This is a genomic window from Segatella copri (assembly GCF_019127135.1).
Lineage (GTDB): Bacteria > Bacteroidota > Bacteroidia > Bacteroidales > Bacteroidaceae > Prevotella.
In genome coordinates this window covers 11,295-37,878 of the sequence record NZ_JAHOEA010000036.1, presented here as the reverse complement: position 1 = coordinate 37,878, position 26,584 = coordinate 11,295, and the positions used below count along the sequence as shown (strand labels likewise).

Sequence of the window (26,584 nt, the reverse complement as noted above, 5' to 3'; positions counted from 1 at the left end):
ACAACATTGGGGCAGCATATGAACAGGGGTTAGGTATCGAACAAAACTCTAAAGAGGCATTCAAATGGTTCAAGAAAGCAGCAGAACAAGGTGATGCCGATTCTCAATATGCCGTTGGCTACTATTATTACCAAGGTTTAGGAGTAGACCAAGATTATAAAGAAGCAGAAACGTGGTTAACCAAAGCTTTTGTAAATGGATGCACGAAGCCAAGTTTTGCATTAGGAGTAAGTTGTTATGCGAATCAAAACTATGATGAAGCCTTCAAATGGCTTAATAAAAGTGAGAACGAAAATGACGCAATTGCGTTATCATGTCTTGCGGATTGCTATAAGAACGGCTATGGATGCGAAAAGAACTTAGAGAAGGCATTCGCTTTGTTTAAGAAATCTGCTGATTTAGGTCATGTCTATTCACAATACTATTTAGCACAATGTTACGACAAAGGTGAAGGATGTGAGATAAATCCTGAGCAAGCTTTTTATTGGTATAAAAAAGCTGCAGAGCAAGGAAACATAGATGCAGAATTTATGCTCGCATATTGTTACTTTAAAGGAACTGGCTGCGAAACAGATTCTAAAGAAGCCTTTCTTTGGTTTAAGAAAGCTGCCGAGCAAGGAAATCCGAGAGCGCAACACAACATTGGGGCAGCATATGAACAGGGGTTAGGTATCGAACAAAACTCTAAAGAGGCATTCAAATGGTTCAAGAAAGCAGCAGAACAAGGATACTCTGAAGCACAATTCAAACTAGCAATATGCTACCTCAATGGAGAGGGATGCGAAAAAGATATGGTCGAAGCTTATAATTGGGCATACAAAGCAGCACAACAAGGGCAAGCCGAGGCGCAATACAGTCTAGCCAGTATGTATTTTAACGGCATAGGCACACAACAGAATTATAACGAGGGCTTCAGTTGGTTCAAAAAAGCTGCAGATGCAGGAATCCCAGATGCGATATGCCAAGTTGGAATGTTTTATCATTCAGGATTAATTGTGGAGAAAAACCAAGCAGAGGCTTTCACATACTTCAAGAAAGCGGCAGAATTAGGATTTGCAGAGGCGCAGAATTTGTTAGGTCTCTACTACGAAAATGGCATCCATGTAAATAAAGATGTTACACAAGCCCGCCTTTGGTTTGAAATGGCAGCTAAAAAAGATGATGCTATGGCACTTTACAACTTAGGTCGCTTTTATGAGCAAGGGAAGGGAGGCTTAATGAGAGATGTTAAAGAAGCTGGTAGGCTGTTTGAAAAATCAGCAAATCTCGGTTGTTACCCAGCTCAAAAGCTGCTAGCTGAGGGGTACCGCAAAGGACTGGTAGGACTTCCCATAAACCTCGCTAAGGCTAATTTTTGGGAGCAAAAGGCTGCTAACAATAAAGACAGAGGTGTAATGGTGAGCCCATAAACCAACCAAACGCCTCAACAACGTCATTTCAAAATTCCCCTTGGATTGCCTTTGGCAGCCCAAGGGGAGATTGCTATTATTTTTTCTTGCTATTACTTCTCGCCATCGAAGGGTCAGCAACATATTTTTTGCCGTGGATGATTAATCATCTCCGGAATCCAATAGAAGAGCTGATTGTTTTCCAACAGAACCTTAATATTCTTATTTTTGAATGACTTTGAATTTCTATGTAGCAATACAGAAAGGCATCCATACTTAAAGGAACAATAGAACACATATCAACCACCAGCTTATTAAGAACATCTTTAGGAACCCTTTTCCCGACCTCATCAATTCTCTTTTTTATATCATCAGGCAACAGAAGCAACAATTCTTCCCGATTTGCACCTTGGTACCTTTCTCCAAAAGCTTGGTACCTTTCGTTCTCACCTTGGTATCTTTCGCCTAATGTACCATGCTGAGGTGGTATCTTTTCTCCCAATGTACCATGCTGAAGTGGTATCTTTTCTCCCAATGTACCATGCTGAGGTGGTATCTTTTCGCATAATGTACCATGCTGAGGTGGTATCCTTTCGCATAATGTACCATGCTGAGGTGGTATCCTTTCGCATAATGTACCATGCTGAGGTGGTATCCTTTCGCATAATGTACCATGCTGAGGTGGTATCCTTTCGCATAATGTACCATGCTGAGGTAGTAACCTTTCGCATAATGTACCATGCTGAGGTAGTAACCTTTCGCATAATGTACCAAGCTGAGGTAGTAACCTTTCACCTTGAGGTCGTAACCTTTCTCCTAAGGATACCACCTTGGAGGTTCTTATATAATAAGTGTTACGACCTTGCCCTTTCTTCTCGATAAATCCAAGGTCGCAAAGCTTATGAATCTCCAAGCGTGCACGGGCATGAGTAATCGAAGAATCCAGCTGGCGATAAGTAGCATTATCTATCGCACCCACTTCTCTCACGAAGACTAGAGCCAACTTCTGCTCATTCACCAAGCCAAACTCGGCATATTGAGCCAACCATTCCATATTCTCCTTGCTGAGGAAATGATGGAGCAGAAGTCTTGCCGTAAACTTATTCGCTTCATGGTTCGACTCTAAAGGTGGTATACAGTTGTACAACCAAAAGGTATATAGTCGTACAACCAAAAGGTGTATAGTTGTACAACCAAAAGATGTATAGTTGTACAACTAAAAGGTATATAGTCGTACAACTAAAGAGTGTATAGTCGTACAACTAAAAGGTGTATAGTCGTACAACTAAAGGGGGTATTGTCGTACAACTAAAGAGTATTGTCACTAGGCTCAGCAGACCTTCCGACTGCAGTCAGCAGACCTGCTGACTAGGCTCAGCAGAGCTGCTGACTGCAGTCGGAATCTTCTAGAAACAGGCTTCGTATACTTAATATATTAGTTCATTGAATCTGATTAAACGCCTTTCGTTACTTACCCAGTCATCTCGGTGCGTTTATTCAGTCATATTAGGCTTTAGCAGTAAATAATAATCTCTTTTTATAATCACAGCCATTCCCGAAAAGTGAAACAAATAACCAAAATCGGAAATAGGGATTCCCCCTTCTACTTTAGGGAATCCTTCTCTTTTTATTTCAAAAGAAAGCTGTACTTTTGCAACCATAAAACAATATAATAACTTATAAAAACAGTATCGCTTATGAAAAGAAATGATTGGATGGCGCTTATCGCCACAACCATATTGATGTTTGCCGCATGCCTCTCGGCTTCGGCTAAAGGAAAAAGAAACGTGGAGCGGGGAATGACCAAGCAGGAAGTGATTGCCATTCTCGGAGAACCTAAGCTCACCAGTTTCGACATGTATGGGGACAAATGGGAATATGACAAATATAATTATCTGTTTGGAGATTCCAAGTACATCACGGTCTTCTTCGACAGAAACGGAAAGGTTGTGCAGTACGATACAAAAATCATAGAACCCAACAGCCAGACATCTAATGTACAGCAGCCACAACACCCTACCCCACCCATCTACGATGGAAGATGTGATCCCGATGGCAGAATGGATTACGGCTACAGCCTCGATGATGCTTCCTTCTCCAAACTATATAATAAGGTGAAGAAAGCAAGCTTCGACGACAACAAGTTCGACCTGATAGAAGTGGCAAGCCTCGGCTGCTATTATTCCTGCGCCCAGGTGGTCCGCATCATGAAGATATTCCCTTTCGACGACGAACAGCTGAAAGCGCTCAAAATGATGGCGCCACATATCGTGGATCTTCAGAATACAGGCCTCATCTATAAAGTATTCAGCTTTGACAGCGAAAAGGATAAGGCTGAGGAAATCATCAGAAATATCAGATAAATAAGGTGATTGATGCGGATTGCAAATCCGGCAGGACACCTAACGGATACCAGATAGCCACAGAATCAAATCCGTGAGCAAGATGCATCTTGCTCACGGATTTTTCTTTTCCCCTCCCTTTCCATTTTTTTACAAAAATCACAAGGATTGTTAAATTTGAAACTTTATACTAAACTTTTCCGTCTAAATGCAATCAGATTAATATCTTTCTGAAACAAATAAAACAGGTAAAAAAGAAAATAGAAGAAGATTATGAACGGAAAAGTAAAAAACGCAATGGCTGCTCTGCTTCTTGTGGCGGCACCATTAGCAACGCAGGCAAAACAATGGTCGCTGAAAGACTGTATCGACTATGCGCTTGCCAACAACATCGCTCTTCAGAAGACGCAACTCAACAAGGCCAGCGCCCAAGAAGATTATCTGCAGTCGAAAGCTGCTCTGCTTCCGTCGCTCAGCGCCAGCACCAACCAAAGCGTGAACTATACTCCTTGGGTGGCTAGCGGTATCAGCGGTGATGGTTTCTCAAGAGCCAGCATCGACAAGGTGTATTACAACGGAAGCTACTCCGTGATGGGTAACTACACCATCTGGAATGGAAACAAGAACCATAATCAGGTAAAACTGAACCAGCTCTCTGCCGAGGCTGCACAGCTCGATTCGGCTACCCAAGCTATCAAACTGCAGGAACAGATTGCGCAGCTCTACGTGCAGATTCTCTACTCTACAGAGGCTATCCAGGTGAACAAGGAGAGCTATCTCTCGAGCCAGCAGAATGAAGAACGGGGCAAGGAGATGGTGAAGATAGGCAAGATGAGTCAGGCTGACCTGGCACAGCTCACCGCTCAGCGGGCTCAGGATGAATTCAACATCGTGCAGGCTGAAAGCAATGTGAAGAACTATAAGCGACAGTTGAAGGAACTGCTTCAGATTACAAGCGATGAAGCTTTTGACATCGAGATTCCGAATACCACCGATGAGATGGCTCTCGTGGCTGTTCCGGCAATGAACGGAGTCTATGCTGCGGCTCTCGAAAACCGTCCGGAGTTCAAGACCATCAGGAATCAGTTGGCTCAGAACGACTTGAACATCAAGATTGCGAAGGCGGGCAAGCTGCCTACCATCAGCGCTAACGCAGGTATTTCTACCAGCAATACTTCCATGAACAGCAATGGTCTTGGCAAGCAGTTGAAGACCAACTTCAGCGTTGGAGGCGGCGTAGGAGTGAGCATCCCGCTCTTTGAAAACCGAACCACCAAGACTCAGGTGAACAAGGCGTTGATTGAGCGCGAAAGCATCCAGCTCGACCTGAAGAACCAGCAGACTCAGCTCTACTCTACCATTGAGAACTACTGGTTGCAGGCTACCACCAACCAGAGCCAGTTTAAGGCGGCAAAGGTTAGCAGCGAGAGTGCCCAGACCAGTTACAATCTGCTGAGCGAGCAGTTTAAGCTGGGATTGAAGAATATCGTTGAGCTAAGAACAGGAAAGGATAACCTGCTCAAAGCGAAGCAGAACGAACTCCAGGCCAAATACCTCGCCATCCTCAACATCAACATGTTGAAGTTCTATAAGGAAGGACATATTTAAGAGGGTGAAGGAGTTAACTTTCGCATGGGGTTCAAGAACGGGCTGAAGGCCCAAAAGCTCCTAGCCCAGGGCATCGCCCTGGGTATAATGGCAATCAGCAAAGCGCCCTGTAAGGGCAAAAGCTTTGTATATTGCCCAGTATTTTAAAGCTTTTGCCCTTACAGGGCGACAAGTTTGTGTCCGTAATTACCCAGGGCGATGCCCTGGGCTAGGAGCTTCTGCCCTTTCAGGGCGTGTGGAGCTTACTTGCAAAACTTGAATAAAGAGTTAAGGAGTTAACTCCCCTCCCAAACAAAAGTTTTATTATTTCGAATTAAATTAATCTGATTATAAAAAATGAAAAAGTTGAGAATTAGCAAAATCTGGATTGCTGTCGTGGTGATAGTAATCATTGCCGTGGCGACATGGGCGATGTCGGGCGGAAAAAAGGAGGAAGATATTAACTTCAAGGAGGAAAAAGTGGCGCTGAAAACCTTGCAGAACAGCGTAACCGCTACGGGTACCATCGAGGCGGTGACCTCTGTAACCGTGGGTACACAGGTGAGTGGTATCGTCAACAAACTCTATGTGGACTACAACTCCCAGGTAAAGAAGGGACAGGTCATCGCAGAACTCGACAAGACCAATCTCCTGAGCGAACTGAATACTGCGAAGGCAAACCTAGCCAGCGCACAGAGCAGTCTGAACTATCAGGCAGCCAATATGGAGCGCTACAAAACCCTTTACAAGAAGGGACTTGTCAGCGCAGATGAATACGAGAATGCGCTCTTAACCTATCGCCAGGCTAAGGAGCAGGTTGCGTCTTCTAAGGAAAACGTACAGAGAGCACAGACCAACCTCGGCTACGCCACCATCACCTCTCCTATCGACGGAACCGTGATTTCGAAGAGCGTAGAGGAAGGTCAGACCGTGGCTGCAAGCTTCAACACCCCAGAGCTCTTCACCATTGCCAAGGATCTGACCAATATGCAGGTAGTAGCCAATGTAGACGAGGCTGATATCGGCAATGTAAAGGAGGGCGACCGAGTAACTTTCACTGTAGATGCCTATCCGGATGATACCTTCGAGGGAACCGTGAAGCAGGTGCGCCTGGAAGCTACAACTACCAATAATGTAGTAACTTACGAGGTAGTAATCTCTGCTTCAAATGCTGATTTGAAATTGAAACCGGGTCTTACAGCCAACGTTACCATCTACACCCAGGAGCGCAGCGGCGTGCTCGCCGTAGCCAACAAGGCTCTCCGCTTTACCCCTACCAAGGAAACCGTGGGCAAAGACATGAAGATTGTAGACTGCAAGGGTAAAAACAAGGTTTGGACATTGAATGGCAACACCCTCACCGCTCATCCGGTAACCATCGGTCAGAGTGATGGAATCAATACAGAAATCACCAAGGGATTGAAGCAGGGCGATAAGATTGTTACGGAAATCGTGGTGAATGTTCCGGAAGAGGAGGACGCTCCACAGCAGAGCCAGGGACTGATCAGCGGTCCGGGTCCTAGAGGAAAGAAGAAGTAAAGCTAAAGAAGTTAAGAAGTTAAGGAGTTAAGGAGTTAAGACATGTGTCTTGCTGCTTAAAAATTACGCCTAAAAGACTTTTGTCTTAACTCCTCAGCGACCGAAGGGAGCGATAACTCCTTTAACTCCTTAACTCCTATCAAATCCCATAAAAGAATAATTATGTCAGAAACATCAAATAGCAACGAGAACAAGAAGGTGGTGATAGAGCTCGACAATGTGCGCCGCGACTTTCTTGTGGGTGATGAAACCGTCCACGCCCTGAAAGGCGTAAGCTTCAAGATCTACGAGGGCGAGTTCGTTACCATTATGGGTAAGTCGGGTTCCGGCAAATCCACCCTGCTCAACCAGCTGGGCTGTCTCGACACCCCTTCCAAGGGTGAATATTACCTGGATGGCGTGAGCGTGCGCAAGATGAGCCACAACGACAGAGCCATCCTGCGCAACCGCAAGATTGGCTTCATCTTCCAGAACTACAATCTCCTGCCAAAGACCACGAGTGTGGAGAATGTAGAGCTGCCGCTGATGTACAATCCTGCCATCAATGCAGAAGAACGGAAGCAGCGTGCCATCGAAGCTCTGAAGGCTGTAGGACTGGGCGAAAGACTCTACCATAAGAGCAATCAGATGTCGGGTGGACAGATGCAGCGTGTAGCCATCGCCCGTGCCCTGGTGAACAATCCTGCCGTGATTCTCGCCGACGAGGCAACGGGTAACCTGGACACGAGAACCAGTTTCGAAATTCTTGTCCTTTTCCAGAAGCTCTACGCTGAGGGCAGAACCATCATCTTCGTAACCCACAACCCGGATATCGCCAAGTATTCCAGCCGCAACATCGAATTGCGCGACGGACACATCATCAGCGATACCTATAATGACCACATCCTTTCGGCAGCAGAAGGCCTTGCCGCCCTGCCAGCCAATACGGACGAATAGGAGAAGAGTGAAGAATTCAACAGCTTTACTAATCATAAAGTTCAATGTTCAAAATTCAAAGTTCAAAGTAAATGAATTATCAGAATCTTTTTAAGATTGCCATCCGGGCGATAGCAGCCAACAAGATGCGATCCTTCCTCACAGCCCTGGGCATCATCATCGGTATTGCAGCCGTGATTACGATGCTTGCCATCGGACAGGGAAGTAAGGCGAGCATCAAAGCGAACATCGCCGAGATGGGTAGTAATATGATTATGATTTCGCCGGGTGCCGACATGAGAGGCGGTGTGCGACAGGATGCTTCCTCGATGGAGACCCTGAAGCAAGCCGACTACGAGAGCATCAAGGAGGATTGTAATTACATCAGTGCCATTTCGCCTACCGTAAACAGTTCGGGACAGTGGATCTACGGCAACAACAATACGCAGAGTTCCATCTATGGCGTGAACCAGGACTACCTGAGCATCCGCCAGCTGAAGGTGGCAGATGGAGAAATGTTTACCGATACCGACATCAAGGCAGCTGCCAAGGTCTGCATCCTGGGTCAGACCGTAGTGGATTATCTTTTTCCCGACGGCAGCGACCCGATCGGCAAGGTAGTACGTTTCAACAGCATCCCGTTCCGTGTAATAGGTGTGCTCCAGAAGAAGGGTTACAACTCCATGGGAATGGACCAGGATGACCTCGTGCTCGCCCCATACACCACCGTGATGAAGCGAATCCTGGCACAGACCTATCTGGGCGGAATCGTATGTTCTGCCATTACCGAGGAAGCATCTCAGCCGGCTCAGGATCAGATTTCGGAAATTCTCCGCCACAACCACAAGCTGAAGGATGCCACCGAGACCACCGAGGCAGATGAGGATGATTTCAACATCCGTTCGCAGGAGGAAATCTCCAGCATGATGAATTCCACCATGTCCACCATCACCATCCTTCTGGGTAGTGTGGCAGGAATTTCCCTGCTGGTGGGCGGTATCGGAATCATGAACATCATGTACGTTTCCGTTACCGAGCGAACCCGTGAAATCGGTCTCCGCATGAGTGTGGGAGCCAGAGGAATTGACATTCTGAACCAGTTCCTCATCGAGGCGATTCTGCTCTCTGTGACCGGTGGAATCATCGGAGTAATCCTGGGAGTGAGTCTGTCGCTGAGTCTGAATGTCTTCCTGCATATTGCCACTCAGATAGAGCCTTGGAGCATCATCATGAGTTTCGCCGTATGTACCTTTACGGGCGTGTTCTTCGGATGGTATCCGGCAAAGAAGGCAGCAAGACTCGACCCTATCGAGGCAATCAGATACGAGTAAAAATCTGATCAGTTTTTTCAGAAATATATCTGTTTTATCAAAACTTTATTGTATTTTTGCAGAAGAATTCAAGAAACTTAAGATAAAACAGATAGAAAGAAAATGAATACAGAAATATTATCAGCAGATAAAGACCCGATGGGCGCAGCCATTCTCGACTTCCAAAAGCATGGGAAAGCAGCCCGACTGAGAGTGCTGTCTTCGATGTTCGAGGAAGACGAAATGCCAGTGAAACATCTGTTCAGAAGCGTCCCGGAAATGCCGGTGCTGGAGCAGAAAGCCTTGCAGCTAGTCAAGGGACGGGTGCTGGATATCGGAGCCGGAAGCGGTTGCCATACGCTCGCCCTGCAGGAGAAGGGCTTTACGGTGAAGGCGATAGATATTTCGCCTTTGAGTTGCGAAGCGATGAAGTTGAGAGGAGTGAAGAATGCGGAATGCATCAATCTCTTCGACGATCATCTGGGAACGGGTTTCGATACGATTCTCCTCCTGATGAACGGAACGGGAATTGCCGGAAAGATAGAACATCTCCCTGCCCTCTTCCAGCGCCTGAAGGCGTTGCTGAATCCGGGCGGTCAGATTCTCATCGATTCCTCTGATTTGAAATATATCTACGAGAATGAGGATGGAAGTTTCGACATCAATCTGAATGGAGCCTATTACGGAGAAGTTGATTATCAGATGATTTACAAGGATGTAAAGGGCGACCGCTTCGATTGGCTCTACGTAGATTTCCCATTACTGAAATCCATCGCCGAAAGCTGCGGCTTGCACGGCGAGCTGGTGGCAGAAGGCGAACATTATGACTATCTGGCTAGGATTTACTAAGCATATAAAGATAAAAAGGAGTTAAGACCATCATCTTAACTCCTTTTTATCTTTTCCTTCTATTTAATCGTCGAAATCGTGACGTCCGAGAAATCATTCATATAATCAAGAATCTCCAGCGTATGGAACCCCCGTTTGGCTTTTATTTCGATGCTCGCCTCCACAAATTCTTCCTTAGAAAATCTTCGCTCTTTCAGTTCGTAAGAATGAACTTCCATACCTTTCAGCTTGATTTTACTGATGAATTCCTTCACGCTGTCCCTTGACGGGGCAGAGAAATTCAGTTCGATGGTAGAGGTTCCCAACTGCGGTATCAGATAATTCAACACCTCCAGTCCCAGCAACACCATTACCGTAGTAATAGCTGCAGCCACATACATGCCCGTTCCGCAAGCCAATCCGATAGCTGCCGTCACCCATAAGCCAGCAGCCGTAGTCAAGCCTCGAACCACATTCTTCTGGAAGATGATGGTACCGGCACCCAGGAATCCGATGCCCGAAACCACCTGAGCGGCCACACGCGAGGAATCCTTCAGTTCAAAGCCGAATCCATACTGGGAAACTACACAGAAAAGGGCACTACCCAGGGCTACAAGGAAGTGAGTGCGGAAGCCCGCTTCCTTGGCACGGTATTCTCTTTCGATACCTATCGCTCCTCCCAAGATGAGAGCCAGAGACAGGCGAAGAGTCAGGTCTATATAGGTTGCATTCATATTATTCCTTTCTTTTAAAGTTTGCTTGCAAAGATAACATAATTCGAAGACAATACAAAATAAAACTATCATTTTTATTACGAAAACATCTTTTTTCTTTGGTAATTCAAGAAAAAAGCGTACCTTTGCCACGAATGATGTTCGCATCAATATACATGATTCACCTTTTTTAAACGACAAAAGATATGAAGATAACATTATTTTTGCTCTTGGCAACAGCTGTTGTCGGCAGAGCACAAACAACCACAGAGTTGCTACCAGTTGGCACAGAGGCACCTGACTTCCAAATCACCAATGACAAGACAGGCGAGAAAATATTCCGTCTGTCCGATTGGAAGACTAAGACCGATGCAGACGGCAAGGTTGTACCAGGCGTATGGACCGTACTCGACTTCTGGGCTTCATGGTGTCCAGACTGTCGCAAGGACATGCCAAAGGTAAAAGAAATATCAAAAAAATATCTCACGAAGATACAGCTTGTCGGGGTTTCATTCGATACCGACAAGGAAAAGATGAACAAATATCTCAGCAGCAACCACTACGACCAGTGGATGCAATACTGCGAGGGAAAGAAATGGAAGGAAACTCAGATTTCCAAGGATTACCACATCTCATGGATTCCAACCTCCTACCTCATCGACCCTGAGGGAAAAATATACTTCTCTACCGTCAATGCCGAGGAAATGATGCAGAAGCTGGACTCGCTCGACAATTTAGGTAAGCTAACAGCCTTTATAGAGATGCCCCACTACCCTGGTGGAAAGGCGCTCTTGATGAAGCAACTATCCGTCAACACCAAGTTTCCAAAGTTGTGCCAAAAGTATAAAGCCGCAGCCAAAGTAAAAGTGGAATTTATCGTCGAGAAAGATGGCAACGTCTCTGATGTCGGAATACAAAGTTATCAGGTGTTAGACAACCCTAACGGCAAAGATTTCAACAAGCTGTCTGGAGCTGAGCAAACCCAAGTCCGCTCAGAAATTCGCACTCTCTTCGAACAGGAGGGCATCCGTGTTGTGAGCACATTGGGGAAATGGACACCCGGCAAAATAAGGGGCGAGGCTACACGCGTACACTATACCGTTCCCCTTGTATTCAGACTACATTAGAATGGGCTGACAAGTTTCAAGACACGTGGTATGACCAAACAGGAAGTCATCGACATTCTTGGCGACCCCAAGACCAAAAGTTTCGATGAATATGGAGACAAATAGAAATTCTATAAATTCACAAATACACATTATTTAATAATATATATGGCAACAGTTGACGACAAGAAGATTATCTTTTCAATGGTGGGCGTATCTAAGATTATCCCACAAAACCAGAAACAGATTCTGAAGAACATCTACCTATCGTTCTTCTACGGAGCAAAAATCGGCATCATCGGTTTGAACGGTGCCGGTAAATCTACGTTGATGAAAATCATCGCAGGACTTGAGCAACCTACCCAGGGTGAGGTGGTTTGGAGCCCAGGCTACTCTGTGGGCTACTTGCCTCAGGATCCTCCGCTCGACGAGAACAAGACCGTGAAGGAAAACGTGATGGAGGGTGTGCAGAAAATCTATGATGCACTCGCAGAATACGAGGACATCAACAATAAGTTCGGTCTCGAAGAATATTACGGAGACCCTGATAAGATGGACAAGCTGATGCAGCGCCAGGCTGAGGTGCAGGACATCATCGATGCTACCGACGCCTGGAACATCGACTCCAAGCTGGAGCGTGCGATGGCTGCCCTGCATTGTCCTCCTGGCGATTGGCCAGTTACCAATCTCTCGGGTGGTGAGCGCCGCCGTGTGGCTCTCTGCCGCCTACTCCTGCAGAAGCCGGATGTACTCCTGCTCGATGAGCCTACCAACCACCTGGATGCCGAGAGCATCGACTGGCTGGAACAGCACCTGCAGCAGTATGAGGGTACCGTAATCGCCGTAACCCACGACCGCTACTTCCTCGACGACGTGAGCGAGTGGATTCTGGAGTTGGACCGTGGCGAGGGTATTCCATGGAAGGGCAACTACTCTTCATGGCTCGACCAGAAGACCAAGCGAATGATTCAGGAGGAGAAGACTGCCTCTAAGCGCCGCAAGACATTGGAGCGCGAGTTGGAATGGGTTCGCATGGCACCTAAGGCCCGTCAGGCTAAGGGTAAGGCTCGTCTGAACTCTTACGAGCAGATGCTCAACCAGGAGCAGAAGGAGCGCGAGGAGAAGCTGGAAATCTTCATCCCTAACGGTCCTCGTCTGGGTAACAAGGTGATTGAGGCTCAGCATGTAAAAAAGGCGTTCGGCGAGAAGGTTCTCTTCAACGACCTCAACTTCATGCTTCCTCCTAACGGCATCGTAGGCGTCATCGGTCCTAACGGAGCCGGCAAGACTACCCTCTTCCGCCTCATCATGGGCTTGGAGCAAGCTGATGGCGGTACATTCGAGGTTGGTGAGACCGTGAAGCTGGCTTATGTTGATCAGCAGCACAAGGACATCGACCCACAGAAGACCGTTTACGAGGTGATTTCTCAGGGCAACGAAACCTTGCGTCTGGGTGGCAGAGATGTGAATGCACGTGCTTACATTAGCCGCTTCAACTTCTCGGGCACCGACCAGAGCAAGCTCTGCAGTGTTCTCTCGGGTGGTGAGCGTAACCGTCTGCAGTTGGCCTTGGCATTGAAGCAGGAGGGTAATGTTTTGCTCCTCGATGAGCCAACCAACGATATCGACGTGAACACGCTGCGTGCCTTGGAGGAAGGTTTGGAAGCATTTGCCGGTTGTGCGGTGGTAATCAGCCACGACCGCTGGTTCCTTGACCGAATCTGTACCCACATTCTTGCCTTCGAGGGCAACGGTGAGGTTTTCTTCTTCGAGGGCAGCTATTCTGAGTATGAAATCAACAAGGCGCGCCGTCTGGGCGATACCGAAATCAAGAAGGGTCGCTATCGCAAGTTGATGGAGGAATAAAGATTCGAAAAAAAGAAGGACTTGGAAACGATAAGAATAATCGTTTCGGAAACAATAAAAAACAAAAGAGAGGGTGTGTCATAAGTACAAGACGCACCCTCTTTTTTGTTTCTATGCAGCCGTTTTCATAAGAAACTATCGCTATATCAGATTTACTTATAGATTTCTACGTCATCTACAGCTATATAAGCAGGCGCATTATAACCATACTGCCCCTTCATATCGTCTGAAGCCTCATAGTTTACCTTCAAGCTACTAATCTCGCCAAGAGAAGAGAGATCAACATACTGCCAGCTCTTCAAAGAGTTTGTACCATCCTGAACTGTGTACTTAACTGTACCTGTAGACGTAGTACCATCAGCCTTGAAGCCTTCGAACACGACAGAGATTTGGGTAGAACTTTTAGCCTTTGCACAGTATTCATTGCCATTAGCCATCACATTGAGGAAGTAAGTACCATTGGTAATCCAAAGGCCTTTCATGGTGTGAGCCTTACCATCCTTAAAGTCAAGAACAGGAGCATTATATCCATCTATTGAACCAAAAATCATCAAGAAGTTGCTACCAGAGTGAGCTGCAAGATCTGCAGGAATAGAAAGCTGTGTATTAGATGTACCTTCAGCAATGGTACTATGATAGTTAGAAACAGCAGCACCACCATTCCAATAAGCCCATGAGCCATAGCCATTATTTATCTTTGAATGCAAAGAAGTTGTAGCATCAGTCCACTCATACACACCATTGTCCTCTGTAAAGCCGCTACCACTCTCTCCATAGAGCATCTTTCCACCATACTGAGGATTATCAATCAATGCATTCCAGTTGCTACCCTCGAAAGTGATGGTCTCATACTTAGGAGTGTTGTCATCGTCGTCGTCACTACATGCTGTGAAGAAACTAGTGGCACACACAAGTGCCAACAAATAAAAATACTTTTTCATCATTGTTGTTTTGTTTATTATTAAAATTATCTTATTATTTATTATCTCTTTCTACTCTTGGCACTGATTGACTTTTGGAGATGCAGGTCCTCAGCCCCACTTACCTCTGTGGAAGTCTCACCTAGCCAACCACACATTTGATTCTGTGCGCTATACACTCTCACGAAGTCGATGTGGTCGAGCGCCACAGGCTTTCGATTCTTATCTACCGCCCAAGAGATATCGAAACAACATCCATCGATGTCGCTATTGCTCACATTGTCAACATATCCATACCGGAAGGCATCACAAACCCAATGGGTTCCATTGCCGCTGGTATCATGGCCATTACGCGGCAAAAGGGTACCCTCGAAGCGTAATGGACTTGACAACCACAAGGGGAAATATTCCTGGGCATGAAAAGTGTTGCGATTAACAACTCCACTTCTTCCCTGATTGTCTGTCCATGGAATATCATGCATGGCATCCTTGGTATAGGTTATCTCATAGCCATATACCACCTTGCCCACACTGTCAACATCAGCACTGCCGGAAAGTTCATACCAAGGATCGTCGGGCAAACCATTGCCATTCACATCCTGCGATACCATCACGATGCCAGGCTCGCTATTGTCCTTGAAAGCATTGCCCTTGATGTAAAGGTCTTTCTCACCTTTCACATTCGCTATTGAATGATCGAAATGAAAGGTGATGTAACCACCATAGGCACCCAGACTCACCAAACCGCCCTTGTCTCCACCGATGGCTTCTGTACATTTTCTTGCCATCGACTTAGCATCATCACCCTCCTCATATTGAGGCATCGAATTGACGAATTGTCCTGGAGCCGGCACATACTCATCTACCGCTAAGATATACTTGCTATACTTCTCGGCTGGTTGGCTCGGATCCGACGATGGCAACTGAGGTTTGCGATAAACAAACGCTGCCTCTGCCGGAATATCGCCCGTCCACACTCGCCAATCGAAGGTGCCATCCGCCTTGAAGTGAAACAACTCACCACTTGACACGTAATTCTTAGCATCCATCAGATAGAAATCTTTCTTCTGAGGATTGACGATGATGCCGTATGGCATTTCGATGGATTGTATCTCATGAGCACTAGACAAGGAATGAGCAATTACCTTGTGTTGGCTGACATTCACGATACCATACTCTATCGAATTCTTCTGTGAAGTCTCATTCCACTGCACACCTATATAATATAGTGAATCACCCACGACACACATGTTGGAGCACGGCACTTTCAGTTCACCTCCCTTTTCCATCTGCCCTGCAGCATTAGGCTTGAGCCAATACAATCGTGAAGGCACCTCCTTGTAGTCGCCTCGGGAACTCACCCATAGCTGCCCATACTTATCGGCACGACAGCGATGCAAGTTGATTGCCACATCAATCTTCCGCTCCTCCTTAAAGGTCTTGAGGTCGATGACGCTCACCGTACGATCGTAGTTGGGATTGCGATAACCGCCACTGTTGGCAACATACAGTTTGCCATGCACAACAGCCAATTCATCGGGCTGATAGCCCACCGTCACCTTGTCCACTACCTTCATGGTCAGCGTGTCCACCTTATAAACAGCTCCCACTTCGGCATCCTGGCGCATATTCACAGGAGCCACATAGGCACTCACATAGGCAAATCCTCCATCAAAGGCAAGGTATCGACAGTTGGGGATGTCTATCTTCGCTACTTTTTTGCAAGTATAGGCATCTGCCACCTCCACCTTGTTGGAGCAGTTGATGACCATCCACAGTTTGGAGCCATATATCTTGATATCATTGCCAACATCACCCAGTTCCTTAATCTCGTAAGGATTGCGTTCAGAGTAGATGTTGCGATGATAAATGACGTTTTCACTATTATCACCCGACAAGTCCAGATAGTCGAGGGTAGCCTTGTTGCTGCCCATATTGCCCTGGTTGAGCAAGTAGAGTCCCATGACATCGCCCTTTTCTGCCTTACTGCCTGTATCCTCAGGCTCAGATGAGATGACGGTGTCGCTATCCCGACACGACTGCATACATAGAGCCAGAAAACAAAGCAAGGCTAAGAACCAAGACTTTGCCAGATTGGGTTGATGATATATCTTATCCTTCATTTTTTCAAAAGTTATATTCCAATGTCAGCATATAATTGCGCTTCGGCATCGGATAGTTGAGTATCACGTCATAATCCTGACTGAAGATGTTGTTGACATCCAGTCTTGCCGACCATCTCCTGGCATGATAAACCACGCTCATGTCGTGCGTATACCAGGGCTGGAGATGGTTATAGAGGATGTTCTCTTGCTGCGAATAACGTTCACCAGAATAGATGAAACTATACGACAAGTCCCACTCTCGCCATGACAGGGCCAAGATAGCCGACCCACTGTTCCATGGTATATAAGGTATCTGATCCTTATAATAAGAGGTATTGGGATCGGTCACGTCGCGAGCATCCTGATAAGTGTACTGCAAGCGGGCCGTAACTTTCCAATCCTTGGCGGGCTCCAGTCCCACTTCTGCCATGGCATCGACGCCCTTGATGTGTACCTTGCCCAAGTTGAGCATCGTCCAACGGAACTGCTGCCCCTTGGGATAAGCCACAATTTTGTCGTGCACCGTATTGTAATAGCCATCCACCTGTAAGCGGAAATGGTCGACGATGCCTTGCTTCCAATCCTTGTTCAGCACAAATCCCAGGTCATATTGCAACGCCGACTCTGGATTCAACTTACTGTTACCCATGTCGGCATAGTAGAGGTCGTTGAAGGTCGGCATGCGGAAGCTTTTCTTAGCGAAGGCCTTCACTGCCAACAACTTGGATTCGAACGGATAGACATTTACAAAGAATGCTGGCGTCAGTGTGCTGCGAGATGACGATGACGCCCCATACTTCACATGGTCCTTGACCACCTGCTCCACCAACGAGGCTTGTGCCTGGATGCGTGACAGCGTCAATGCCGTGGCTAACGACACAAAGTTGGAGTAACGATGAGGGAAAGCAAAGTCCACCATATTGGCATTCAACTTGTTCCACTTGAAGTCATAGCTCATTGAGACACTCCACTTTGGCAATATCTCATAGACATTCGAAGTGGAGAAATACATCTCCTGCTGACGATAGGTATTATCTACATGTATCTGCGTCTCATCATTATTGACATAGCGCGTCACATAATAGGCATACTTAGCCAATGCCTTGGTAGAGAATTTGTCACCAAATGACTTTTGGAATACAGCCTGTCCGAAGGTATTGTGGTCCCACTGGCGTTCGCCTCTTCGCCACACATTGTTGACGATGGCACCAGGTATTCCCCTTTCCGAATGGTAGGTATATGCCTTCACGTTCCAATATCCATCGGCAATGCCTCCCCTCACGTTTTCCTCGATACGGAAAGCCCAAATGTCACCATTGTGGCGCACGGCGGTGGTATCATAAGCCACCGTATTGTCTTCGGTCACTCGCCTATAACGAAACTTATAGCGTCCGCTCGACGTCAGCACACTTGTACTTAACGAGGAAGATATATGATCGGAGAGTTTCTGCTCCCAAAGCGATGAAAACCGGAAGGTATCGCTCGACCCATACTTAGCCCTCACCAACAAGTTGTATCGCCTGCCCATCATGAAGCGGGGAGCCTTGGTACGGATATAGACGGAGCCAGCATTACCAAAGTCGCTCGCTGGTTGGAAGATGGCACTACGCTGACCGTTGTAGAGCGAAATCTCCTCCACATTGTCGAGTGAGAACTGCCCCAAGTCTATCTGCCCATTCTGTGCATTGCCCAGTTCGAGGCCGTCATAGAAGATACCCAAGTGATTGGTACCCATACTGCGAATGTTGACTGTCTTGATGCCACCCACGCCTCCATAATCCTTGAGCTGCAGGCCCGAGAAATAACGCAAGGCATCGGCCACCGACAAGGAATTCAACTTTTTGAGTTCCTCACCTCCCAATGTCTGTGATGGAATAGTTTCCCTGGATATCAATCGTGAGGTAACCACAACCTCTTGGATGTGATGCACTCGTACAGAGTCCTGCGTTTCGCCATTGGCAAAGGCAGACCCTGCAACAACACCCAGCATGGCTATTGCAAACAATCTTTTCATCTACTATTATGTTTTTATCTTCATTCAAAAGCCTAACCCACGAGGCTCAATGATTTCATCCTCCATCACTTCCTGATGGTAGAGATGGCAACGGCAGGTCTTCTGACTTGCGTCCTCCCCGCATCTCACTCTATGTAAACATAAAAAGATGCAAAACTCATGGCAAGCGGTCTTCCCGAAAAAATGTCAGTGACCATGGTGCTTGCCGCAATAAGACGCTTACAGCAGCGGGACTGTCCGGGCTTCTCACCCGATTCCCTTTTAATCACTACGCACTCATCCTGCCTGAGGCGGCAGAAAGTGGCAGCAAACCAATTGCGGGTGCAAAGTTACTATAAAAAAATGAATAAAAAGATAACTTTATCCGCTTTTTTATTCCAGCAGGGATAAAATTATCTTTTTATTCAGAGTTCAGTTTATTCTTTTACGATTTCCAGGAGTTCTGCGAAATCATCGATAATCCATTCGGCAGAAGCGAGCTGTTGGCGGGTTCCGTTGCCATAAGTAACGGCACAGGCCTTGCAGCCGGCATGATGCGCCATATCTACATCGAAGGTCATATCGCCCACTACAAGGGTTTCATCTGCCGTTCCCTTCATCTCCTTCAATGCCTTGAAAACCATATCGGGTGCCGGCTTCGCATGCTCCACATCATCGCCTGCCACGATAGAAGAGAAAATATCTTCCAGCTGCATCTGCTTCACGTATCCATCCAGCGAGCAATGGTTTCTGCTGCTGGCCATTCCCAGAATAAAGCCCTGACGGTGCAACGCTCTCAGGGTTTCTATCACATGAGGGAAGGGCTGCACGATCATCGTCTTCTTGTTATCCAGGAAGATTTCGCGATAGGTTGCCGCACATTCCAGTCCCTCCTCAGCACTAATTCCGAAGAGCGAGACGAAAGCCTCATCCAGTCTTAAACCGATGGTCTTGGCACAAGCCTCATCCGATTTCACTTCCAGTTTTCTTGCACGCATCGTATCCTGCAGGGTCTTCACGATGAGACTCTGCGAATCGCCGATGGTTCCATCAAAATCAAAAATTATATACTTCATTATTCTTATTCTTTTTACCCTATTTTGATAATCGGGCGCAAAGATACGGATAATAACTGAAACTACAAAGCAAATTGCCTATGAATCGCCTTGATGATATTGTTACGGGCCACATCCGGCTTCATCGCTTCTTCTAAAGGCATAGAATCAGGAGTAATCTGAATTACTCTATCAAAACCTGCATCCAGCATCACCTGCCTGTCGCTTACGCCACCCGAGACGAGCCAGATTTTCTGATTGGCACCATGCTCAAGAATTCTTTGCGGCAGTTTCCCCATCAAGGTCTGGCGGTCGCTATGTCCCTCGCCCGTAATCACGAGATCAGCATCCAGAATGAGCGCATCAAAACCAATCTCATCCAAGAGAAGTTCAGCCCCAGGACGAGCCTCAGCATTGAAATATTGCAGGAAAGCATAGCCCAGTCCGCCGGCAGCACCAGCCCCGGAAACCATACTTCTATCATATCCGAAATGCTTGGCGCTTACCTCGGCAAACTTCCTCGCCCTATCATCCAGCATCTGCACCATCTTAGCATCAGCTCCCTTCTGAGGCGCAAAGACATAAGCCGCCCCGTTTTCACCGCAGAGCGGATTGGTAACATCCGAAGCCAGTACAAAACTGCATTCCTGTCGGATTTTCTTCCAGTCGTCGCCCATCGCCTTGAGCATTCCAATACCGCAATCGGATGTGGCGCTTCCGCCCAAGCCCACGATGAAACGGCGCACGCCCCGGCGATAAGCATTCATTATCATCTCGCCCACGCCCCAGGAAGTAGCCTTCATCGGGTTGCGCTGTTCAGGCTCAATCAGAGCCAGTCCTGTAGTCTGCGCAATCTCGATAATCGCCGTATCATCCACGATTCCGTATTCTGCCTCAATCCATCTCATCAGCGCATCATGGGCATGAATCTTCACTCGCTCTCCCTTCATCGCCGAGAGAAAAGCATCGAGCATTCCCTCTCCCCCATCACTCATTTCCAGGGTAATGATTTCGGGAGAAGCATCATCTGAATCCATTTTTTTCATTTCAGAAGCAGCATCAGGAGACAATTTCTTTATTTCGGGAGAAGCATCATCTGCATTCCATTTCTTCACTCCCGAAGCAATCGCCTCATTTACCTCTCTGCTCGAAAGGCAACCCTTATAAGAGTCGCAAGCAATTATTATCTTCTTATATCCAGCCCCATCCATCAGTCTGAGGCCATCATTTTTCCTATCCATATCCTATTTATATTATATCATTCCAAGAATCATCGCCTATCAAGCGATTTCCCTTTCAGCCCGCAAAATTAGCCATTATTCCTGAAACCACAAACCTTTTTGGGAAAAACTTTCAAAAACAGATGCTTCTGATAAGAGCTGATAGAAAAAAGAGGTTAAAACATTTGGCTATTAAAAAGATTCCTCGTATTTTTGCAGTAGATTTTTCAAAGTTTTTCTAAAGGTTAAAGGCTTATGTGCAAATATGAAGAAATAGAAGGTTGGCGACTCTCGAATGGCAAGTCGATTCGGGAAATCAACAATGCCGTACACGATGAGGTGGAACGAATCTACCTGGAAGCGTGGGCGAAGGGCATTTCCGTGCCGTTTTTTGAGGGGAAAAAAGTTTTTCTAGCTAATCCTGACGGAAGTGATGATGAAGTGACTTTTGATGTAAAGACTAGAAAATATACTGTTATCCAGCAAGTAGCAGCTCCGGGAAGGGGAAAAATGAGTTACCTGCTCCATGCATAATCCTCAAAAAAAAAATGCAACTATGACACGACGACTAGAATTCACCATTATTGCAGGACCAAACGGAGCTGGAAAAAGCAAACTTGGCCCATTCTATTCAAGTGTAAAAGCATTTGATGGAGATCAACTTGCCATGAAACTTCGTAAGGAACATCCAGACTGGAAAGATTCGTGGATAGAAGGAACCGTTATCTCCACACTAATGAAAGAGAAAGACGAAGCTATCCTATTAAAGAAAAATTATGCCTTTGAAACTAATTTCTCCTCAGATTTACCTGTCAATCTTATCAAAGATTTCAAAAATGCAAACTATAAGATTTGTTTGATATATTTCGGTCTATCTCATATTATCGACTCCTCCACTCGTGTTGACCAACGCCATATATTGGGCGGTCATAATGTAAACCAAGACGTGATAGAATATAACTTCACGGAAGGCATCAAACGAGTAAGAGCCTCTCTACCACTTTTTGAAAACATTCTTTTCATTGATGGCACTTCCGATTTTGGCGACATTGTTGCCATTCACATCGAGAAATCAGGCAAGCATCAGATAACAGATCACCCAGCCGAGTGGTTCGACAAATACTTCAAAGAAGCATTCGATGCGCTTGTTGATGGATAGGAAGCGGACATGTACTTTGGCAGAATCATAGGCCTCACCTATCGTTTCGGCGGCTACAAGGCCAAGCAGCATGAAGAAGTAGATACTTCCAGATTCGGGAAATAAAACGAGAAAAGCTCACCAAGACCCTCAAAGTCCTGACGAGCTTTTCTCTTTTCATATACTCTATTCAAGTTTCTTTACTTCAAAATATTGACATATCCCTTATTCTGTACCAATTCAGAATTTAAATCGATGCATTTCTGAGGAATCGGGAAGACAGTGGTGTAGCCGGAGGATTCACCCTGAAGAGGCGTACGGAGATCGTAGGCACCGGTGAATTTGCCGAAACGGATGAGATCCTGACGACGCCATCCTTCCCATACCAACTCCAGCAACCGCTCTTCCAGAATGTTATCGAGCGTAGCCTTACGATAAGGCATTCCCACACGGGCACGAATCCTATTCAACTCCTCATCACCATTCTCTCCGTTTCGGACCTTTGCCTCTGCCTTCATCAATAAAGCATCTGCATAGCGGAAAAGAACTATGTCGTTACTCTGCAACTTGCCGTCCATATAAGAGGTTCTATCCACCTCATACTTCGCCATTCTCGCTCCAGCCGTCTTGACAAACTTACTGTTGGTCAAGTTTTGAGCCACTTCAAAAGGCTGATACTCCAACGGCTTTCCATTATCCATCAGCAGTTCATGACCATCTACCTTTACCACTCCCGCCACAAAGTTCATCTTGCAACGGGCATCTTCATCAGCCTCGCCATAATGATTGGCTTTCATCGTAGAAATCGTAGCACAGGTACCATTTTCACTTCCCCATCCCAAGACACCGCCATGCGTATAATGGTAAGAGCGGAAGAGATAATGGAACTGGTTGGTATAGATATTCTTATCCATCGGAATCGTGAAGATATTCTCCTTCGATGTCTCATTATGCGTAGAAAAATTGAACGAATCATCCGACTCCAGGACATAGCCTTCTTCTGCCAGTTTATCACAATAATAAATGCAGGTTTCCCAGGCATTCAACTTCCTGCAGTCCACCTTATCGCCATTGCGCAAAGAGGCATCAGAAGCCGGCACAGAGAAATGAATGTCACTTCCCTTCGGACGGCTCGCATAACCCTGGGTCCAGTCATCATACATATAGATTTCTGCATTCAAAGCCAACTTCGCCAACAGAAAGTTGACTACCGGCTGGGTAATGCGACCATAATAATTGCCTTCCTTATTGCTGTGCTGGTCGGGAAGTGAAGGCAATACCTGCTGCAACTCCTGAAAGACAAACTGGAAGATAGAACTGCGATCTGTCTGACCTTGGAACAGGCTGGAATGGAGCTGTTCTGCACTGGAAAGGACCAATGGAACCCGACCGAACATGTCCATAGCATAGTAATAGAACATAGCCCGGATGGCTCTTATCTCAGCCCGATATTCCTCCTGCTGTGCGGCAGAAAGCAGGGCCGACTTGTTGCTGATAATATCCAAAGACTTATTAGCCAGCACGATAACCTTATAAAGGTACTTCCACGTATCATAAAGAGACTGGTCATCGGCACTCCACCGATGCTGGTACATGGCATTCCAGAGGCCACCATCATACCAGTCGCCGCCTCGAATCGGAATCATCGCCTCATCGGTGGTCAGCGTATTATAATCGTAAATGCCACGGCAGGTGCCCTGGAGACCCTCACTCTCGTTAGCTCCACCTATATAATTATAGAGAGAAGCCACGGCATTGATATAAATATCAGATGCAGAGCCATAGATGGCATCCTCGTCCAACTGATCCTTAGGATGTTCGTCCAGGCAGGATGTCATAGACAATGCCGCCAGCAGCAGAAATAAAAATCTATATCGTTTCATAACTTTCTGATTTTAGAATTGAACACTTAAACCCAATGAGAAGGTTCTGTAAACAGGATAAGTCCGCTTATCATCAATACCCATCGTACTGTTCACCACGTAGCTGTTAATCATCGGAGTCAAGCCGCTGTAACTGCTGATGGTGGCAAGATTGTTGACACTCGCCGAAACTCTGAGCGACTGCACCACTCCCTTTCGGATAGGGATATCATAGCCCAGCGTGAGATTCTCTAAGTTGAGATAATCGCCCTTCTCCAGCCAATAATCAGAAACATTCTGGTCAACAATATTCTTCTCAGGAGCTCCCTTCAGCACATTATAATCCGGGAAACTCGACATATTGGTATAGGCTAAACCCGTACCATTGAATATCTTATGTCCGAAGGCTCCGTTCATCTGCAATGAAAGATACCAGTCGCGATAACGGAAACTGATATTGGAACCCAACGTTACTTTAGGAGTAGCCTGACCGGCAATATATCTGTCACCGCCATCACTCAAATCTACGGTTCCGTTCTTGTCCAAATCTTCGATATCATAGCGGTAATGCCCATTTCCATCTTCTATAATCCCCTTGCAATGAGGAAGATAGAATACCCCCAAAGGCTGACCAACTATCTGATAGACCACATTGTTGTAACCACCATGCTGACCGGCCCCCGACAAGGCACCCATCGCAGTAATATCGGCTGCCGACATCTGCATTCCGTCATATTCACCACTCAGCGAGAGGAGTTTGTTCTTCTGCCAGGAGAGATTCATATTGATATTCAGTTCCATGTCCTTCTTCTGGATAGGAGTGAAGGAAACGCCGACCTCCAAACCCTGGTTGCTCATAGAACCCAGGTTTGCCAACAGTTTATCATAGGCAAAAGGCGGAACCGGCACATCATAGGCATAGAGCATGTCGGTGGTCTTGGAATAGTAATATTCTGCCGTCAGAACCAGCCGGTTGTTCCACACTCCCAAATCAGCTCCGATATTCCAGGTAGCGCGGGTTTCCCACTTCAGATCAGGATTGTTATTGCTAATCATTCCCATCGTAACCGTAGGAGAACTGTTCACCGAAACAATACCATTCTGCCGCACCGTATTCAAAGTGGTATAAGAAGATATTCCGCCAAGATTACCTGAGCGTCCATAGCCCGTACGCAGTTTCAGCATGGTAATTTCCTTGAGAGAACGGAGCCATTTCTCCTGCTTCATATCCCAGGAAAGAGAGACGGATGGGAAGAAACCCCAGGTATGGTCATTGCCCACCATCGAAGAACCGTCGCCACGCATGGAAACCGAAAGACTATACTTATTATATAAGGTGTAGTCGACATTGCCCATCACAGAAGCCAGGGTCGGATCTTCGTAGTTGCTGTCTGTCCCACCGAAAGGCCGTGATGCAGCAGCACCTATGTTATGGTAATACATGTCGTTGTTGGTGATTCCCTTAGCAGAAGTCCAGAATCCCGTTCGGATATCCTTCTGATATTCTGCACCCACCATTGCCTTCAGATTGTGGATTCCCCACGAATGCTGATAGTTAAACGATACATTGGCAAGCCAGTCCTCGCTCTTGAACTCCCCACGATAGAGATTGCCCTGCGCCCAAACCCAGGTAGGACAGAACTGGTTGTTCTCGTTGGAAGCATAACTGTATGCTCCGAAGGCAGAAACACTCAGAGAATTTGTCATATCATAGTTCAACTTCAGATGAGCATTGAAGTTCATGTTCTTCGTATCATTACGCTCCTTGAGCAAGGCACCGGGAGGATTCACCTGAGATGCAGCCCCATTCTTCACCCAACTGCCGTTCAGCTTATCATAAGGATAAGTAGGATTCATGGCATCGGCAGAATAGAAAAGCGCCTGACTGTCGAAGATATCATTGTTCTTGAAAGACGAACCGAACACGCCGAAATCTCCCGTCAGTTTATCGCCAAATGCCTTCTGGGTGACATCAATCTTAGCCACCAGATTACGATAGCCCTTGCTCCGAATAATCGTGTTATGATCGATATAGCCAAAAGAAGCGCGGTAGTTGCTCTGCGGAGTGCCACCGCTGAAGGCCAGATAATGGTTCTGAATATTTCCGGTTCGGGTAATCGCCTTGCGGAAATTGGTATCATATCCCTTATTGTTATACTCCAGCCCATACTTCTGTGCAGCAGCTATGTATTCGGCGGCATTGAGCATCTCCATACTTTTGTACATCGCCTCTATACCATAGTTTCCCTCGTAAGAAATCTGAAATCCCTTACCCGTACCCTTCTTGGTCTTTACCTGGATAACGCCCGAAGCACCACGGGAACCATAGAGTGCCGTTTCGCTGGCATTCTTCAGTACTGTAAAGCTCTCGATATCGGCGGGATAGATTGTAGCAAGCGTCGCCACATCAGAAGTAACACCATCAATAATCACCAGAGGATCATTGCCGCCCATGATAGAAGTTGTACCGCGAACCCGGACGGAGTTCAACATAGCAATACGGTCAAGACCATTGGTAGTGACGTTAACACCTGCCGTCTGTCCGCTCAAGGCATCCAGGGCATTATTGAGCACACCCTTCTTCAGAAGTTCAGGCTCCACTACACCCACCGAACCTGATAAGCGCAAGGAGTCTAGGCCTTCGATGTTCACAGACTGAGCACAGAGGGTTTGTGGTGCAAGAATCATCGCACCCAT

21 protein-coding genes and 1 riboswitch are annotated in these 26,584 nt (G+C 46.6%); of the genes, 11 read left to right on the top strand and 10 right to left on the bottom strand.

Annotated features, from left to right (window positions below):
• A partial coding sequence (locus KSW37_RS10270; protein ID WP_217743463.1) for an SEL1-like repeat protein occupies positions 1-1,409 on the top strand: 1,409 nt, incomplete at its 5' end.
• Between the two features lie 145 nt (positions 1,410-1,554).
• On the opposite strand, the gene KSW37_RS10265 is transcribed toward KSW37_RS10270, so the two are convergent.
• Positions 1,555-2,442: a hypothetical protein gene (locus tag KSW37_RS10265; RefSeq protein ID WP_217743462.1), complete on the bottom strand. Its 888-nt coding sequence runs from the start codon at positions 2,440-2,442 to the stop codon at positions 1,555-1,557.
• A gap of 439 nt (positions 2,443-2,881) precedes the next feature.
• Positions 2,882-3,049 (bottom strand): hypothetical protein, encoded by a 168-nt coding sequence (locus KSW37_RS10260; RefSeq protein ID WP_217327269.1) that lies wholly within the window; start codon positions 3,047-3,049, stop codon positions 2,882-2,884.
• Between the two features lie 36 nt (positions 3,050-3,085).
• On the opposite strand from KSW37_RS10260, the gene KSW37_RS10255 reads away from it, so the two are divergent.
• From KSW37_RS10255 to KSW37_RS10230, 6 genes are all read left to right on the top strand, one after another.
• On the top strand, positions 3,086-3,751 hold the full coding sequence (locus KSW37_RS10255) for a DUF4476 domain-containing protein (RefSeq protein ID WP_217743461.1): 666 nt from the start codon (positions 3,086-3,088) through the stop codon (positions 3,749-3,751).
• A 252-nt stretch (positions 3,752-4,003) separates the two neighbouring features.
• Positions 4,004-5,338: a TolC family protein gene (locus tag KSW37_RS10250; protein WP_217743460.1), complete on the top strand. Its 1,335-nt coding sequence runs from the start codon at positions 4,004-4,006 to the stop codon at positions 5,336-5,338.
• Between the two features lie 336 nt (positions 5,339-5,674).
• Entirely contained in the window at positions 5,675-6,856 is a 1,182-nt protein-coding gene (locus KSW37_RS10245; protein ID WP_217743459.1) for an efflux RND transporter periplasmic adaptor subunit, read from the top strand.
• A 162-nt stretch (positions 6,857-7,018) separates the two neighbouring features.
• Positions 7,019-7,792 carry an ABC transporter ATP-binding protein gene (locus tag KSW37_RS10240; RefSeq protein ID WP_217743458.1) on the top strand — a complete coding sequence of 258 codons (774 nt, stop codon included), beginning with the start codon at positions 7,019-7,021 and terminating at the stop codon, positions 7,790-7,792.
• 71 nt (positions 7,793-7,863) lie between these two features.
• Positions 7,864-9,102 carry an ABC transporter permease gene (locus KSW37_RS10235; RefSeq protein ID WP_217743457.1) on the top strand — a complete coding sequence of 413 codons (1,239 nt, stop codon included), beginning with the start codon at positions 7,864-7,866 and terminating at the stop codon, positions 9,100-9,102.
• 102 nt (positions 9,103-9,204) lie between these two features.
• On the top strand, positions 9,205-9,930 hold the full coding sequence (locus tag KSW37_RS10230) for a class I SAM-dependent methyltransferase (protein ID WP_217314442.1): 726 nt from the start codon (positions 9,205-9,207) through the stop codon (positions 9,928-9,930).
• Between the two features lie 59 nt (positions 9,931-9,989).
• Here the strand turns inward: KSW37_RS10230 and KSW37_RS10225 are convergent, their stop codons facing one another.
• On the bottom strand, positions 9,990-10,643 hold the full coding sequence (locus tag KSW37_RS10225) for an MgtC/SapB family protein (RefSeq protein WP_217314443.1): 654 nt from the start codon (positions 10,641-10,643) through the stop codon (positions 9,990-9,992).
• A 185-nt stretch (positions 10,644-10,828) separates the two neighbouring features.
• Here KSW37_RS10225 and KSW37_RS10220 point away from each other — a divergent pair, with 185 nt between their 5' ends.
• Together KSW37_RS10220 and ettA are read left to right on the top strand one after the other, a co-directional pair.
• The gene (locus KSW37_RS10220; protein WP_217314444.1) at positions 10,829-11,749 is read left to right on the top strand and encodes a thioredoxin-like domain-containing protein; all 921 of its coding nucleotides are present in this window, start codon (positions 10,829-10,831) and stop codon (positions 11,747-11,749) included.
• Positions 11,750-11,896: 147 nt separating this feature from the next.
• Positions 11,897-13,594: an energy-dependent translational throttle protein EttA gene (gene ettA / locus KSW37_RS10215; RefSeq protein ID WP_117662098.1), complete on the top strand. Its 1,698-nt coding sequence runs from the start codon at positions 11,897-11,899 to the stop codon at positions 13,592-13,594.
• Between the two features lie 152 nt (positions 13,595-13,746).
• Here the strand turns inward: ettA and KSW37_RS10210 are convergent, their stop codons facing one another.
• The 5 genes from KSW37_RS10210 to KSW37_RS10190 form a co-directional block, all read right to left on the bottom strand.
• Positions 13,747-14,535, bottom strand: coding sequence for a DUF4465 domain-containing protein (locus KSW37_RS10210; protein WP_217743456.1), 789 nt, complete (start codon positions 14,533-14,535; stop codon positions 13,747-13,749).
• A gap of 41 nt (positions 14,536-14,576) precedes the next feature.
• Entirely contained in the window at positions 14,577-16,637 is a 2,061-nt protein-coding gene (locus KSW37_RS10205) for a YncE family protein (RefSeq protein ID WP_217743455.1), read from the bottom strand.
• A gap of 4 nt (positions 16,638-16,641) precedes the next feature.
• On the bottom strand, positions 16,642-18,633 hold the full coding sequence (locus KSW37_RS10200; protein ID WP_217743454.1) for a TonB-dependent receptor: 1,992 nt from the start codon (positions 18,631-18,633) through the stop codon (positions 16,642-16,644).
• Between the two features lie 75 nt (positions 18,634-18,708).
• Positions 18,709-18,960: riboswitch (cobalamin riboswitch) on the bottom strand.
• An 89-nt stretch (positions 18,961-19,049) separates the two neighbouring features.
• Complete coding sequence (locus tag KSW37_RS10195; protein ID WP_217743453.1) at positions 19,050-19,688, bottom strand: HAD family hydrolase; 639 nt, start codon at positions 19,686-19,688, stop codon at positions 19,050-19,052.
• A 62-nt stretch (positions 19,689-19,750) separates the two neighbouring features.
• Positions 19,751-20,908, bottom strand: a complete 1,158-nt coding sequence (locus KSW37_RS10190) for a glycerate kinase family protein (RefSeq protein ID WP_217326059.1) — start codon at positions 20,906-20,908, stop codon at positions 19,751-19,753.
• 234 nt (positions 20,909-21,142) lie between these two features.
• On the opposite strand from KSW37_RS10190, the gene KSW37_RS10185 reads away from it, so the two are divergent.
• Positions 21,143-21,421, top strand: coding sequence for a xenobiotic reductase B (locus KSW37_RS10185; RefSeq protein ID WP_217743452.1), 279 nt, complete (start codon positions 21,143-21,145; stop codon positions 21,419-21,421).
• 22 nt (positions 21,422-21,443) lie between these two features.
• Complete coding sequence (locus KSW37_RS10180) at positions 21,444-22,046, top strand: hypothetical protein (protein WP_217314450.1); 603 nt, start codon at positions 21,444-21,446, stop codon at positions 22,044-22,046.
• Between the two features lie 179 nt (positions 22,047-22,225).
• On the opposite strand, the gene KSW37_RS10175 is transcribed toward KSW37_RS10180, so the two are convergent.
• Positions 22,226-23,908, bottom strand: a complete 1,683-nt coding sequence (locus KSW37_RS10175) for a RagB/SusD family nutrient uptake outer membrane protein (RefSeq protein ID WP_217743451.1) — start codon at positions 23,906-23,908, stop codon at positions 22,226-22,228.
• A gap of 12 nt (positions 23,909-23,920) precedes the next feature.
• The gene (locus tag KSW37_RS10170; protein ID WP_217743464.1) at positions 23,921-26,575 is read right to left on the bottom strand and encodes a SusC/RagA family TonB-linked outer membrane protein; all 2,655 of its coding nucleotides are present in this window, start codon (positions 26,573-26,575) and stop codon (positions 23,921-23,923) included.
• Between the last annotated feature and the right edge of the window lie 9 nt (positions 26,576-26,584).

Excerpts from the sequence above, each read along its gene's own strand:
- KSW37_RS10265 (WP_217743462.1), bottom strand. The coding sequence starts at position 2,442 with ATGGAATGGTTGGCTCAATATGCCGAGTTTGGCTTGGTGAATGAGCAG.
- KSW37_RS10260 (WP_217327269.1), bottom strand. The coding sequence starts at position 3,049 with ATGGTTGCAAAAGTACAGCTTTCTTTTGAAATAAAAAGAGAAGGATTC.
- KSW37_RS10255 (WP_217743461.1), top strand. The coding sequence starts at position 3,086 with ATGAAAAGAAATGATTGGATGGCGCTTATCGCCACAACCATATTGATG.
- KSW37_RS10250 (WP_217743460.1), top strand. The coding sequence starts at position 4,004 with ATGAACGGAAAAGTAAAAAACGCAATGGCTGCTCTGCTTCTTGTGGCG.
- KSW37_RS10245 (WP_217743459.1), top strand. The coding sequence starts at position 5,675 with ATGAAAAAGTTGAGAATTAGCAAAATCTGGATTGCTGTCGTGGTGATA.
- KSW37_RS10240 (WP_217743458.1), top strand. The coding sequence starts at position 7,019 with ATGTCAGAAACATCAAATAGCAACGAGAACAAGAAGGTGGTGATAGAG.
- KSW37_RS10235 (WP_217743457.1), top strand. The coding sequence starts at position 7,864 with ATGAATTATCAGAATCTTTTTAAGATTGCCATCCGGGCGATAGCAGCC.
- KSW37_RS10230 (WP_217314442.1), top strand. The coding sequence starts at position 9,205 with ATGAATACAGAAATATTATCAGCAGATAAAGACCCGATGGGCGCAGCC.
- KSW37_RS10225 (WP_217314443.1), bottom strand. The coding sequence starts at position 10,643 with ATGAATGCAACCTATATAGACCTGACTCTTCGCCTGTCTCTGGCTCTC.
- KSW37_RS10220 (WP_217314444.1), top strand. The coding sequence starts at position 10,829 with ATGAAGATAACATTATTTTTGCTCTTGGCAACAGCTGTTGTCGGCAGA.
- ettA (WP_117662098.1), top strand. The coding sequence starts at position 11,897 with ATGGCAACAGTTGACGACAAGAAGATTATCTTTTCAATGGTGGGCGTA.
- KSW37_RS10210 (WP_217743456.1), bottom strand. The coding sequence starts at position 14,535 with ATGAAAAAGTATTTTTATTTGTTGGCACTTGTGTGTGCCACTAGTTTC.
- KSW37_RS10205 (WP_217743455.1), bottom strand. The coding sequence starts at position 16,637 with ATGAAGGATAAGATATATCATCAACCCAATCTGGCAAAGTCTTGGTTC.
- KSW37_RS10200 (WP_217743454.1), bottom strand. The coding sequence starts at position 18,633 with ATGAAAAGATTGTTTGCAATAGCCATGCTGGGTGTTGTTGCAGGGTCT.
- KSW37_RS10195 (WP_217743453.1), bottom strand. The coding sequence starts at position 19,688 with ATGAAGTATATAATTTTTGATTTTGATGGAACCATCGGCGATTCGCAG.
- KSW37_RS10190 (WP_217326059.1), bottom strand. The coding sequence starts at position 20,908 with ATGGATAGGAAAAATGATGGCCTCAGACTGATGGATGGGGCTGGATAT.
- KSW37_RS10185 (WP_217743452.1), top strand. The coding sequence starts at position 21,143 with ATGTGCAAATATGAAGAAATAGAAGGTTGGCGACTCTCGAATGGCAAG.
- KSW37_RS10180 (WP_217314450.1), top strand. The coding sequence starts at position 21,444 with ATGACACGACGACTAGAATTCACCATTATTGCAGGACCAAACGGAGCT.
- KSW37_RS10175 (WP_217743451.1), bottom strand. The coding sequence starts at position 23,908 with ATGAAACGATATAGATTTTTATTTCTGCTGCTGGCGGCATTGTCTATG.
- KSW37_RS10170 (WP_217743464.1), bottom strand. The coding sequence starts at position 26,575 with ATGATTCTTGCACCACAAACCCTCTGTGCTCAGTCTGTGAACATCGAA.